At 29.8% G+C, this 12968-nt stretch carries 12 protein-coding genes and 1 pseudogene; 4 read left to right on the forward strand and 9 right to left on the reverse strand.

Annotated elements, in window-relative coordinates; genetic code table 11:
* Nucleotides 1-44 precede the first annotated feature (44 nt).
* The gene (locus tag ACEPSS_RS01360) at nt 45-830 is read left to right on the forward strand and encodes a glucose 1-dehydrogenase (protein ID WP_395320445.1); all 786 of its coding nucleotides are present in this window, start codon (nt 45-47) and stop codon (nt 828-830) included.
* Between the two features lie 298 nt (nt 831-1128).
* Here ACEPSS_RS01360 and ACEPSS_RS01365 read toward each other — a convergent pair whose 3' ends face one another.
* A complete protein-coding gene (locus ACEPSS_RS01365; protein WP_395319499.1) occupies nt 1129-2382 on the reverse strand; it encodes a hypothetical protein in 1254 nt (417 codons plus the stop codon).
* A gap of 886 nt (nt 2383-3268) precedes the next feature.
* Here ACEPSS_RS01365 and ACEPSS_RS01370 point away from each other — a divergent pair.
* The 3 genes and pseudogenes from ACEPSS_RS01370 to ACEPSS_RS01380 form a co-directional block, all read left to right on the forward strand.
* Nucleotides 3269-3547 (forward strand): DDE-type integrase/transposase/recombinase, encoded by a 279-nt coding sequence (locus ACEPSS_RS01370; RefSeq protein WP_395320447.1) that lies wholly within the window; start codon nt 3269-3271, stop codon nt 3545-3547.
* Between the two features lie 86 nt (nt 3548-3633).
* Nucleotides 3634-4968, forward strand: coding sequence for an ISL3 family transposase (locus tag ACEPSS_RS01375; RefSeq protein WP_395319501.1), 1335 nt, complete (start codon nt 3634-3636; stop codon nt 4966-4968).
* 88 nt (nt 4969-5056) lie between these two features.
* A pseudogene (locus ACEPSS_RS01380) lies at nt 5057-5239 on the forward strand (integrase core domain-containing protein); the annotation flags it as partial.
* A gap of 87 nt (nt 5240-5326) precedes the next feature.
* Here ACEPSS_RS01380 and ACEPSS_RS01385 read toward each other — a convergent pair.
* From ACEPSS_RS01385 to ACEPSS_RS01420, 8 genes are all read right to left on the reverse strand, one after another.
* Nucleotides 5327-6589: a hypothetical protein gene (locus tag ACEPSS_RS01385; RefSeq protein WP_395319503.1), complete on the reverse strand. Its 1263-nt coding sequence runs from the start codon at nt 6587-6589 to the stop codon at nt 5327-5329.
* Nucleotides 6590-7204: 615 nt separating this feature from the next.
* Nucleotides 7205-7990: a tyrosine-protein phosphatase gene (locus ACEPSS_RS01390; RefSeq protein WP_395319505.1), complete on the reverse strand. Its 786-nt coding sequence runs from the start codon at nt 7988-7990 to the stop codon at nt 7205-7207.
* Nucleotides 7968-8705: a CpsD/CapB family tyrosine-protein kinase gene (locus ACEPSS_RS01395; RefSeq protein ID WP_395319507.1), complete on the reverse strand. Its 738-nt coding sequence runs from the start codon at nt 8703-8705 to the stop codon at nt 7968-7970. Before ACEPSS_RS01395 ends, ACEPSS_RS01390 begins: the two co-directional genes overlap by 23 nt.
* Nucleotides 8706-8712: 7 nt before the next feature.
* Nucleotides 8713-9447: a YveK family protein gene (locus tag ACEPSS_RS01400; RefSeq protein ID WP_395319509.1), complete on the reverse strand. Its 735-nt coding sequence runs from the start codon at nt 9445-9447 to the stop codon at nt 8713-8715.
* Nucleotides 9448-9676: 229 nt separating this feature from the next.
* Nucleotides 9677-10462 carry a DUF4422 domain-containing protein gene (locus ACEPSS_RS01405; protein WP_395319511.1) on the reverse strand — a complete coding sequence of 262 codons (786 nt, stop codon included), beginning with the start codon at nt 10460-10462 and terminating at the stop codon, nt 9677-9679.
* Nucleotides 10463-10474: 12 nt separating this feature from the next.
* A complete protein-coding gene (gene galU / locus ACEPSS_RS01410; protein ID WP_395319512.1) occupies nt 10475-11353 on the reverse strand; it encodes a UTP--glucose-1-phosphate uridylyltransferase GalU in 879 nt (292 codons plus the stop codon).
* Between the two features lie 142 nt (nt 11354-11495).
* Nucleotides 11496-12428, reverse strand: coding sequence for an alpha/beta hydrolase (locus ACEPSS_RS01415; protein ID WP_395319514.1), 933 nt, complete (start codon nt 12426-12428; stop codon nt 11496-11498).
* A gap of 57 nt (nt 12429-12485) precedes the next feature.
* The gene (locus tag ACEPSS_RS01420) at nt 12486-12920 is read right to left on the reverse strand and encodes a hypothetical protein (RefSeq protein WP_395319516.1); all 435 of its coding nucleotides are present in this window, start codon (nt 12918-12920) and stop codon (nt 12486-12488) included.
* Nucleotides 12921-12968: the final 48 nt, after the last annotated feature.

Consider the following 12968-nt stretch of genomic DNA (forward strand, 5'->3'; position numbering starts at 1 on the left):
AGTTATTTATGAACAACTAATGAAAGAGGTAATTATAAATGGTTATGTATAAAGATTTAGAAGGTAAAACAGCCGTTATCACTGGAGGAGACTCTGGGATTGGTGCAGCAATTGCTGCTCGACTTGGCCAAGAACGCATGAATGTCGTTATCAACTACCACAAGAACGTTGATGCTGCTAACGCAACTAAAGCCATTGTTGAACAAAATGGTGGTAAAGCCGTTATCGAACAAGGTGACATTAGTGACGAAGATAGTGCTAACAAATTAGTACAAACTGCCGTTGATGCATTTGGTGGTTTAGACGTATTCTTCAATAACGCTGGAATGGAAAAACACTGTCCTACTAATGAAATTCCATTAGACGACTGGAACCAAGTTATTTCAGTTAACCTTACTGGTACTTTCTTAGGTACTAAGGCAGCCCTTAACTACTGGTTAGCTAACAAGAAACAAGGTGCCATCGTTAACACTTCATCAGTTCACCAACAAATTCCATGGCCTAACTTTGCTAGTTATGCTTCAAGTAAAGGTGGAGTTAAATTATTCACTGAAACTACTGCAATGGAATACGCTAAGCAAAACGTTCGAATTAACCAAATTTGTCCGGGAGCAATCAATACTCCAATCAATGCTAAGAAATTCGCTGATCCAGAAACTTATGCTGAAACTGTAGCAATGGTTCCTATGGGTCGGATTGGTAAGCCAGAAGAAGTTGCTGCTGCAGCCGCATTCTTGGCTTCTGATCAAGCTAGTTACATCACTGGTGTATCTCTATATGTTGATGGTGGTATGACCCTCTACCCTTCATTCCAAGGCGGTAAAGGTTAAGCTAAATATTAAGAGTTACTCTTTGGTACTAACAGTATTCAATATATGAATGTTGTTAGTACTTTTTTAGTACAATCAAAAATAATCTATAAATAATTTTTAATCATCAGTACCATTGACAAAGAGCCTAAAAAAGTAGTTTCGTTATTTTATAACATTTTGAATATACCATAATTGCTGAATTTGAGTATGAAAAAATAACAAGGAATATACAAATTTATACAAAATTGATTAAAACCATTGTTCAATTATTGAACTTTAAATAACTAGAGTTTAACAAATGAATTTTTGATATTAACTACTTATGGTTATTTTTTCTTAACTCTTTTATAAAATTTTCTTTTTCATTAATTACTAAATTATTTAATTCTTTTGAAGAAATTGTATTTTGGTTTATTAAATCTAAAGAATCACGATTATTATTAAATAACTTAAGAGCATTCTCCCGATTTTTACCATTCAATAAATCTAAAACGGAATTCTCAAAATGAGGAATAAATGAATTACCATAATTTATTTGATTTTTAATAATTGCAAACCTTGTCAATTTATTTCCATTAATTAAATTATTTAAACCCTCATCTCTAGTAGCAAACTCATGCAATTTTACACAATTTTCTTTATTGTTAAAATCTTGAGCAATTTTGTATTGAATAAATCTTAGATGAAAAAGATCTAAAGCCATACCATCAATTCCTTTAATTATTTTTTCTTCGTTTGCGCTTAATTGGACGAGATGAGAAAATATTAAAGTTGTTTTTTTATCATTAATTGCTAATAGACTTAATAAATAAAAAATATTATTATCAATTTTTAACTTATTCTCACTAATAAAATTCAATAATTTCATTATTTTATATTGTATACCTTTATTTTTATAAAATAATCTAATATAACAGGCGTAATATGTTAAAGCATATAATTGATTTAAATAGTCTCTAAAAGAATTTTGTATATCTTCTTGCATTTTCTCATAATCATCGACTATTTTTTCAACATCTTTTTTTGATTTATTAAATCCAAAAACATTATAAAAATTCATTAAACATTTAATTAACTTAACCTTATGTGGATGAAAATCATAATTATTAATCAATACTTCTATTATATATGGTTCGGGTGAAACACTAATAGATTTATTCTCATTCATTGCATCTTTTATATTTTCAATGAAATTTAGCATTTCTGAATCAGGATTAGAACAATTTGCAACCATATTGCTATCAAAATTAATCACTCTAGCAATTCCAATTTCTGTTTTTCCTTTTTCAAGAAAATCACGATTAACCAACGTCAAATTATTAAAATTACCAAAAGGAGAAGATTTATATTCTCCACAATTTATTTCATGAGAGTATAATATAGAAAAATTATACATACCCTTTTGTACGATAAAAAAAGCTATGTTTGTAAATGGATGTATTAAATTTTCATAAGCACTTCTATTATAAAATGTATAATTATTCCACATGTCCCTTTTAAAATCAACTTTATTTGAATTTTTATATCCCCATGTTTCTAGAGCTTCTCCAGCGTAAACATATTCGTCCATTATTTCAATCCTCCTTGATAATTTATATTTAAAGAACACATTTTCACCTTTAATATATCACTATAGTATCATAGACTAATAATAAAATAGTTACGGTTTTTGCTTTTATATTTACTTATCTACTTATTAGCTCATAAATATATTTTAAGTCTGCTCCTATACTGAAAAATGGCACACAAAAGCTTAAACATTTTGTGTAAAATTATAATCAGATAGGAGTTTTTTAATATGAAAAAGCGTTCGAAAAGATATTCAATAGAATTCAAGCAAAGCTTTGTAGATTTGTATAATGATGAAAAAACGGCCAATGTCTTCAATTTCAAAAGAATATGGAGTAACTTTCTCATAAATATCTAAATTGATTAATGATGCAAAATTAATTTCTGTAGAAAATGGGAAGCCCATTACAAAAAATGATTTTCTTAATCTCAAAAAAAGAAAATGATGATTTGAAGGAAGAAAATGAGATTTTAAAAGCAGCCGCGATGATCTTAGGAAGAAAGTAAATCGATAAACTTATTTACCAATAATTAATCGGTTTTTAGCTAAAAGTCATCGCTTATCAACTATCCTAAAAGCGCTTAAAATTCCTAGAAGAACTTATTATAATTGGATAAGCTATGCTCCAAGTAATCGTAAACTGATTGATGAGAAAGTTAAACCGATTTTAAAGACCATTTGGTCTGAAAATTATAAAGCATATGTAGTTCCAAGACTAAAAGTATCTCTAAAAATGTTAGGTTTTACCTTTGGTAGTAGAAAAATTAAGCGTTTGATGAATGAATTAGATATTAAATCATTGATGTGTAGACGGTTCAAAAAGTCAGGAACACATGTTTAATACGAACAAAGCCCTAACTTAATCAAAAACCTAAAAGGTGACTCTATTTGGCGTGCTGATATTACTTATTTGAAATTAGAAAACGGTAACTGGGTTTACTTAAGCACCATTTTTGATGATCAATCTTCTAAAATCTTAGCTAAAAAAGTTTCTAAGAATATGACTAGTGAATTAGTATGTTATACCTTAATTGAAGCCCAAAAGAAAAATAAAAAACCAGCATATTTACATTCCGACATGGGAAGTCAATATACTAGTTTTAATGGCTCTATACTTTTTGGTACTGATGGAATTCACTACGTGAATCTATTAGTACTTTTTTAGTACAATTTATTAATAAATAACAAAATAAAAAGAGCGTACTAGGTTGCCCCCTAATACACTCATAACCCCAAAGGAGTTTAATTGCTATGAACAATGATATAACAATGCAGATGTTTGGAATCAGTGACCCAAACATCAGTTATGATGATACCACAGAAAAATACAAAATTGTTAAATCAAATGGAACTACTAAAGCTATTTGGAATTTAAAATTAACTTACTCAAAAAATTGTGATAAATGTGGTATCTTAATGAATAAAAATGGGTTTAAAAAAGTTAGTCATAAAGGCCCTGTTACGGCTGTAGGATTAGCAATTATCAACATAAAAAAGCAAAAATATATTTGTAAATTATGCAAAAATACTGCTATTGCTAGTTTAAATGATATCAACAAATCCGATCATATTTTACGATTAGTCAAAGTTAATGCAGCTTTAGACTATGGTACTTCATCAAGTGTAAAAGACATTGCTAAACGCTATGAAATATCAGCTAATACTGTGATGAGACAGGCTAAGAAACTATCTGCTTATCATAAAATTGGCTATCATTATTTACCTAAAAATATTGCTTTTGATGATTTCAAATCAGATAAAATGGCCCCTAGTGGGATGAGTATGATGTTTATAAACTCTGATAGCTTACAACCAATTGATGTTATTCAAAGTAGAAAGGGAAGTTATCTTGAATCATATTTTATTCGCTACACTAGTTCAGCTCGTAGAGCTGTTAGGACGGTTACAGTCGACTTGTTTTCACCTTATCGGGGAATAATTAACCGAGTATTCCCTAACGCAGCAATCATTGCTGATCGTTTCCATGTTGTAAATATAGCTAAGGTGGCTTTAAACCAGGAACGAATCAAATTAATGAAGCACTTTGGTAGTGGTACTCCTGAATATCGACAGTTAAAAAGTCTTCATAAACTATTATTCAAAAAAGAAGACGAATTAGATTACACCCACTTTAAACCAAGAAGAAACTTTAAATGGGCTTCTTTAACTGACAAAGAAGTAGTCAATCGATTATTATCAATATCTTCATCACTACGTGATGCCTATGAATACTACCAAGAATTAGATTATATTGTTACAAAGTCACATAATCAAAAAGCCTTAAATGATCTTTTAGATTCTAATACATCTAATAAACAATACCCAAATCTACCAAAATTAATGAAAAAGGCACGAAAAACCCTAAAAAAACACAAGGAAGAAATTATTAATAGCTTTAAATATAATTACAGTAACGGTCCATTAGAAGGTATGAATAACAAGGTTAAGACTATAAATCGTATAGCCTACGGCTATCGTAACTTCTTCAACTTTAGGTTAAGAATATTAGTGTCATTTTCACGAACTTATTTTGCAATGACATATAACCAAAAAGCTACTGAATCCTTAAAGAATTCAGTAGCTTAATGTAAGACAATTTATTCAAATATTTTGTTCATCAGTACCATTTGACAAAGAGCCGTTTTAATTTTGAGCACATCCTTGAAGGACATGAATAAAACATTCATATTCGTTAAGGGGACATCCATATAATAATGGTCCACTGGAAGCATTTCATTCTATTATAAAACATGAATTTGCCTTTCAAACCATATTTACCAGTTTTGATGATTTAGTTTTGAAAACAGAAAATTACATTCATTGGTATAACACCAAAAGAATTAGGATAGATATCTAACTAAATTTGTGCCATTTATTGACATAGGAGCACCAATAAAAATTGCAGCTAGTTACATAAATATCATCAAATTTTGATGTGTGAAGGTCAATTTAATACATAAGCACTATCTTTATTATTTTTATTTTTTAAGTATATAACAATAAAGTATACATCGATTGTATAAAATAAAGGACTATCATTAACAATAGTAAATATAAATAGCATGAATAATAATAGAGAAGATAAGAATATTTTTTTACCACAGAACATAGAAAATAATATAGGTATAATATACATTATTAGTAAATAAATACCACCAAATGCAAGTACTACCATTATTCCATTTGAAAAACCTGTTTGATCTGTAAATATTCTATGTGGATCCATATACATAATAATAGAATCCATATTTCCAATACCATTACCAAATAATAAGTGTTGATGCCAAGCTAAATTACCAGCATTAAAATCATCACTTCTTAAAGAAATAGAACCCATACCACTACCACTTTGCTTATCGCTAAATATTATTTCAGCTAATCTATATGAAATGTATAATATAAATGGTAAAGATATTAACTTTAAGTACTTTGATGCCTTTTTATTATTAATATAAAAATAAATAACAATAGTTGCTAAAATGAATAATAAACCTGTTGTAGAAGTTGTTGTAAATATAGTTAAAATTAATAATATAGTACTAATTGATATTAATTTTTTGCCAAAAATGAAAACATTCAATAATAAACCTACACATAGAACAAATGAATACATGGGAGCTTCAACAAAAATACCAGTATTCCTAAATAAATCTAATCCTAAAAACAAATTTTCACCTTGAGCAACATATTGTATTCCCCAATATCCAGGAATATAATGTGGGCCACCCCAATAAATTAATTTAGACATATTTGTAGGAATACCAATCTGTTCCATTAACCAAAAAGCCAAAGAAAACAGAGCCAAAAATAATATTATATTTTTTATATACAAAATAATATTACTTGAATTATTATAATAAGAACAATAAATTATAATAAAGAGTAATAAAGGTGTTAAAAATGAAGATATGATCATTGGTACATTTAATGATGATATAGACAAACTACCTAAAATAAATATAAAGACATATATTAAATAAAAAAAAGCTGAAATAAAAATCATTTTTATATTATGATAGTTATTTATATTAAAATAATTATTTATATTAAAATAAATAACAACTAAAATAAAGCCTAAAAACAGCCAAATAATCTTTGTTTTACCACTAAAGTAAACACTATTAGAACAAATTATAGTGAAAAAAGAAAATAAAAATTCTAAAAAATTTATAATCTTATTTTTTTCATTACTATTAATAGTTTTCATAAAAAACCTCCTATAATTCAAATTTTTATATCTTGTATTTTTTATTTAACTATTATATACAGTGAACTTTGTCAATTTAAGTTAAACAATTATTACAAAATATTTCATTGTTAATAATGAATATCATATATTAATTTATATTAGTTAAAAATATAAATTATGTTTTATTTTACTTTTAAAAATGTAATGCTATTAAATATATATAACAATTTTAATTTCGAAACTATTTCGAGAAATTAAATAAAATAAAAACCCAAAGTAATATCTTAAACGGTAGTGAATAAAAAACCTTTAATAAGAAATCACTTTGAGCTATTTCATCACAACATATTTTTTCATCATGATAATTTATCAAAAGTAGTTGATAATGAGGTTTCACTTAGTGATGTGTATGAAAAAATAATACTTTTATACATAACGTAAAAATGTATTCGATAATCAGAACATTTTTGAAGATATTCTAAAAAAAATCTGACCAAAGCATATTACTTACATGTAAGTAATATCTATCAACATTAATAATTCATAAATATAAAATCAAATTAACAAAGATAATATCACCTAAGCCATTAAAATTAACTAAACAATTTTAAATATAAATTAATATCTTAATAATTAAAAAAGACCTAAAAATTTCTTTTTATTTTTAATTAGTTTAATAGTTCCTTGGTCAATATCATCACCATTTAAAATGGCTTTAGCATTATTCTCATAACGATCAACCATTTTTATACCAAATTGCTTTTCTAATTTATCATAAGCATCTTTCATACGATAGCGACGTCCTTTGAAATTATGAGTATCAGATCCAAAAGTACTTCCAAGATTAGCTTTTATAATTTCTTCAGTAAATTTTTCTACTTTTGGACCAAAAACACCTACATAACTGCTTGCCGTTAGTTGAGTTGCCGCACCTTGATCAACAAATCTATATAATAAATCATGATTATCTTGAAAACCATGATTACGTTCAGGATGCACAATCACTGGTGTAATTCCTCTTGTTTTAAGTTCAAAAAGCATATTTTCAGTGTATTCAGGAACTTCAATATGGGGTAACTCAAGCATCAAATAACGATTAAATGGATCAGCAAATAAAATATCACCATCGTCAATTGCTTCTAATAAATCACCAGTAATATGAACTTCTTGCCCTGGAAAAACTTTAAGTTTAATTCCATGTTCATCAATTTTTTTTTGAAATTCTAAGGTTTCTTTTTCAACATCTTTTAGGTGGTTAGTATATTGCCCATCCATATGGTGTGGAGTAATCAAAGAGGCCGTTATCCCTTGTTTTTCTGCTTCCTGAGCTAATTTTAAAGAAGTTTCCATATCTGGAGAACCGTCATCAACACCAGGAAGAATATGACAATGAACATCAATCATTTTTTTCAGCCCCATAGTAACCACCATAGTAACCACCATATCCAGAAGATTCTTTGATATTTACCCGATTCATAACTGTTCCCAAAATTTTAGCATTTACTTTTTTTAATTGTTCAACTGCATTATTAACATCAATTTTATTTGCAATTGACTGAGGCACAACTAAAATAGTTCCATAACAATCTGCAGCAATTAATGAAGCATCAGTTGCAGCATTTACTGGTGGAGTATCAATTAATATCCAATCATATTTTTCATTCAAATCATTTAACATATTTTTGAAGTTTAAACTACCAATAAGTTCAGCCGGATTAGGCGGAATAGGACCACTTGTTATAACTTCCAAGTTATCAATGTCAGTTTTAGTTATAACTTCATCCAATGAAATATTACCAGATAAATAGTTTGATAAACCTTCTTGATTAGAAACAGTAAACGTTTTATGAACAGTTGGTCTACGCAAATCAGCATCTATTAGAATTGTTTTTTCACCTTGCTGTGCAAAAGTTACAGCTAAATTAGAACTAAAAACACTTTTTCCTTCAGAAGGATCGGCCGATGTAATTGAAATTGTTTTATTGTTATCACCAATAATAGAGAATTTAATGTTAGTTCTAACGGTTCTAAATTGTTCTGCAACTGGAGAAGATGGGTTATCTTCGACAATTAATGGTGCACCGTGTTTCATTGTTTGATCGTCTAGTTTTTTATTTTTATTAAATAATCCCATGATTCACCTAAACCCTTCTTGTATGTTCATGACGACGTTTATTATCTTTATTTTTGTTGAACATTTTTTTATCATCAATATTAGCTATAATTCCAAGATTATTCAATCCTAAATCATCAGTAAGATAATCAACTTCCTTAATTGTTCTATCATTAGAATCTTTAAAAATAGATATACTAAAACCTACAATAATTCCCATTAATAATCCAGCTACTAAATTTGTTACGTAGTGAGGAGAAGTTGGATTCATTTTAGGGGTTGCTTTAGAAACTACTGTAACACTATTTACATCCATAATCTTTTTTATTTTATTCTGAAAAACAATAGCTGTTTCATTAGCAACATCTGCAGATGTATATGGATTATTTGTAGTCGCAGATATTGAAAAAACTTGTGAACTTTGTTGATTTTGAACATTTATTTTTGCTTTATTTGCGCCAGGTTCATTTTTTAAATTTTTTTCAACTTGCTTTTGTACTACTGGACTTGTAATAATATCCTTATATGTAAAAACTCTCTGGATATCAGTCTGGGTTTGTTGAGCTTGAATTGCTAATTCACTTTTACTTAATTTTTGATTAACAAGTAACTGTGTGGTTGAAGTGTACTTAGGTTTCATGATTCCAAATGTGATAATGCAAGACAATAAAAAAAATAAAATAATTGTAGAAATAACTATTAATTTACTCTTCTTAACAACGTTAAAACAATATATAAAAAATGACTTATAACTATCCTTCATAAAAAAATCCTCTCGACTAGTTCCAATTTAAATTTACTTTTTCAAGCATTCCTTTTAAGCCATTGCTATTAAAAATAATAAAGAATTAAAGATTATATTAGAAAACTGCAAATGGTTTACTATAACATTATAATCGAAAATATAACTAATAACAAAAATATAAAAGTTAAAATTCCATGCATAAAACATATTTTAACATATATAATTAAATAAAAAATTACCCACATTCTCAATAATGAGTCGAGTCTTCCCCAACATTACTAATTAATTTTCTTTTAATAAAGCCAATTGCTTTCTTTACTAATTGACGGTCCCCAATTTGGATCCAATTACACTCTACATAATCAACATTATTTGTTTTAATCCAAACGTCCATTAATAATTCGGATAAATAACCAAATACTCGCGCTTCTTGAACTGAATAATCAGAAATATCAACTCGTTTTTCAACTTCAAAAAGAATTTCAAAAAGCCATTCACAGTATTTATTAAAGTAATCAGTTTTCATAATAAACATATTAAACATGTGAGCTGATTTGCTATCCATAACTTTATCAAAAGCTGGCAAATAACTTGGTAATTTCTCACTGATTACTTCATGAGTCACATCTAGTGGTTCTTGGTAATGAGAATGTAAATAATGAGATTTAATGGTTTCTATGTAGTAATTTCTTTTTCTAGGTAAAATAACTGGTGCTTTTTGCAACAATTCTTCTACTTGATCTGAAGTTAATACATTATCTAGAAGCCTTTGATGACTTTTACTAAATAATCTCCGATAATGTACCAATCCAACGGCATCAGTATTTTTCAAGTTTTTCCAAGCCCAATAAATAGCGGTTAATTCGTTGTAATTAGGGTTTTTACTTGAAATGTTAATTCCTTCGTTATCAAGTTGAAATCCCTTTTGACCATTAAAATTTTTGTCAGCACCGACTAATACAGGCATATATAAATTTTTATCTTTGGGCATAGGAGCATCTTTATGTGATGCAACAAGAACCTTAATATTCATTTATACTCTCCACTATTTTTCTAATTTATCAGCTAATTCAATGATATAAGCCTTTAAGTCATCACTTAAATCGTCACGACGTAAGGCAAATTCGATGTTAGTTTCTAGCCAACTAAGCTTATTACCAGTATCGAACCGATCACCTTTGAATTCATGTGCATACACTTTTTGGGTTTTGTTCAAAGTATCAATGGCATCAGTTAATTGAACTTCGTTACCCTTACCTGGTTTAGTCGTTTCCAACACATCCATAATTTCAGGGGTAAATAGGTAGCGACCAATAATCGCTAAATCACTAGGAGCGTCTTCAGGAGCCGGCTTTTCCACGAATTGTTTAACGTCGTACATGCCGTCGCTAACTTCTTCAATGGGATCGATTACCCCATATTTAACCGTTTCTTCATGAGGAACCCGCATCACAGCAAGCGTTGAAGCCCCTGATTGTTCGTAACTATCAATTAATTGTTTAGTTAACGGAACTTTATCAGTCATCAAATCGTCACCAAGCATTACGACGAACGGATCGTTCCCCACAAAGGTTTTAGCAGTTAAAACAGCATCTCCAAGACCTTTAGGATAGGATTGACGAATAAAGTAAACGTTCATATCATTCGTTTTTCGTACAGCTTCAAGCATGGCATCTTTACCTTTTGCTTCAAGATTTTGTTCTAGTAGATAGTTTGATGAGAAGTGGTCTTCAATTGAACCTTTACCGGAACCAATTACGATTGCTAAATCGGTAATTCCAGAAGCCTTGGCTTCTTTGACTATGTATTGAATCGTAGGCGTATCAACGATTGGTAACATTTCTTTCGGTACGGCTTTCGTTTCTGGTAAGAAACGGGTTCCTAAACCAGCAGCTGGAATAATTGCCTTTGTAACTTTCTTCATAAAATAAAAACTCCTTAAAAAATTATAAACTTAAAATTTTAATTAACTAGATTATAAGTAAACCATTATTAATGGTAACGTATTTATCACCTAATCTTTAATGAATTCTTAAAGATTAATCTATTCGTAATATTCTTGTAATCTAGTTGTTAAACCATTTACTAGCAAACGCCGCGGTTTTTTCCTGATATTGGACTGGATCAGTTTGTTTTGATTGGGCATGTTCTGCGCCACGGACAATCCAAATTTCCTTATCTTTGCTTTTATCGTTTTGGTAATTTTGGTAGGCAAATTTAGTTGGGACAAACTTATCTTCACTTCCATGGATAATAAACAACGGAATGTGATTATGTTTTAACGTCGTTTTTGTATTCCCGTCGGTAAATTTATACCCGGCTAAGAAGCGAGAATACCAATTCGCAATCGGCAAAATCGGAAAAGCGGGTAAATTAAAGACTTCATGTAATTCATGACTTAATTCGGCATTAATACTTGAATAACCACAGTCCGCAATCGCAAATTTGGTATTAGCCGGAGCCGTAGGCAAAGTATACATGACGGTTGCTGCCCCCATACTAATCCCAAAGATCCCTAATTCGCCATGTGGATTATACTGGTTCACTTGTTTCATCCAATTCGTGACATCGACGCGATCTAGCCAGCCATATCCAATGTATTTCCCAGTACTGCCCCCAAATCCCCGATTATCGGGCGCTAAGACGTTATAGCCGTCATTATGAAACATCCGAATGTAAGTACTCATGCGACGGGCTGATCCGCCATAACCATGCACGACAACCACTGTTTTGTTGGTGGGTTGCTCCGCAGCAAAATAATGAGCTTTCAACGTTTGTCCATCTTTGGTTTTCTGCGTCCAGGTTTGTGATGGATGACTATCGTACCACTCGGTATTGGCCCGACTGCGAATTTGATCACTGAAGCCACCCCGCGCAAACGCGAAATTAAAGAGATAGTACATCCCAATTCCACCAGCGATTAGTAAAATCACGAATAAGCTCAATAGCACGCGAATCCAGATCCGTTTTTGCTTCTGTTTTTTATTTTTTTCTACCATTATAATCACAACTTTCATCAAACTAAAAAATGCCCAAATTAAGTGGGCATTTTTTAGTTACTCTTTATTGTCGTTGTCCGTTTTAACGTCTTCAGCTTTTACATCTTCAATTACGTCATCTTTGGCAACTTTAGTTTTCATGCCCATTAAACTAGTATATTGTAACCACATGATAATTGCCATTACGATGTGTAGAATCCAACCAATAATGGGAATAAAGGCCACGATTGCACAAATAATTCCGGTAATGAACTTCGTTTTGATGCTAGCTAGTTCAATGTTATACCGATCAGCACCGGGAGTAGCTTGGGCTTGAATCGTAAAAATCAACCCAGCGACGTAGATACCTAATAACGCTACTAAAGGGGCGCAGGCGCTCACGATGATAACTAACCCACCTAGTACGGGAATTGCACCAATTGTTTCAATGATGGCTGCTACTAAAGTTAAATAGTAGAGAATGTTAATTTTACTGTATAAAGTGTTTTCCATAATGGTCTCCTTTTTCTAATGATGTTAATAACTTCATTATATCATGCT

Origin of the sequence: Fructilactobacillus frigidiflavus (genome assembly GCF_044054575.1) — a bacterium.
Classification (GTDB): Bacteria; Bacillota; Bacilli; order Lactobacillales; family Lactobacillaceae; genus Fructilactobacillus; species Fructilactobacillus frigidiflavus.

Excerpts from the sequence above, each read along its gene's own strand:
- galU (WP_395319512.1), bottom strand. The coding sequence starts at position 11,353 with ATGAAGAAAGTTACAAAGGCAATTATTCCAGCTGCTGGTTTAGGAACC.
- ACEPSS_RS01385 (WP_395319503.1), bottom strand. The coding sequence starts at position 6,589 with ATGAAAACTATTAATAGTAATGAAAAAAATAAGATTATAAATTTTTTA.
- ACEPSS_RS01400 (WP_395319509.1), bottom strand. The coding sequence starts at position 9,447 with ATGAAGGATAGTTATAAGTCATTTTTTATATATTGTTTTAACGTTGTT.
- ACEPSS_RS01415 (WP_395319514.1), bottom strand. The coding sequence starts at position 12,428 with ATGGTAGAAAAAAATAAAAAACAGAAGCAAAAACGGATCTGGATTCGC.
- ACEPSS_RS01420 (WP_395319516.1), bottom strand. The coding sequence starts at position 12,920 with ATGGAAAACACTTTATACAGTAAAATTAACATTCTCTACTATTTAACT.
- ACEPSS_RS01405 (WP_395319511.1), bottom strand. The coding sequence starts at position 10,462 with ATGAATATTAAGGTTCTTGTTGCATCACATAAAGATGCTCCTATGCCC.
- ACEPSS_RS01390 (WP_395319505.1), bottom strand. The coding sequence starts at position 7,990 with ATGGGGCTGAAAAAAATGATTGATGTTCATTGTCATATTCTTCCTGGT.
- ACEPSS_RS01360 (WP_395320445.1), top strand. The coding sequence starts at position 45 with ATGTATAAAGATTTAGAAGGTAAAACAGCCGTTATCACTGGAGGAGAC.
- ACEPSS_RS01395 (WP_395319507.1), bottom strand. The coding sequence starts at position 8,705 with ATGGGATTATTTAATAAAAATAAAAAACTAGACGATCAAACAATGAAA.
- ACEPSS_RS01365 (WP_395319499.1), bottom strand. The coding sequence starts at position 2,382 with ATGGACGAATATGTTTACGCTGGAGAAGCTCTAGAAACATGGGGATAT.
- ACEPSS_RS01375 (WP_395319501.1), top strand. The coding sequence starts at position 3,634 with ATGAACAATGATATAACAATGCAGATGTTTGGAATCAGTGACCCAAAC.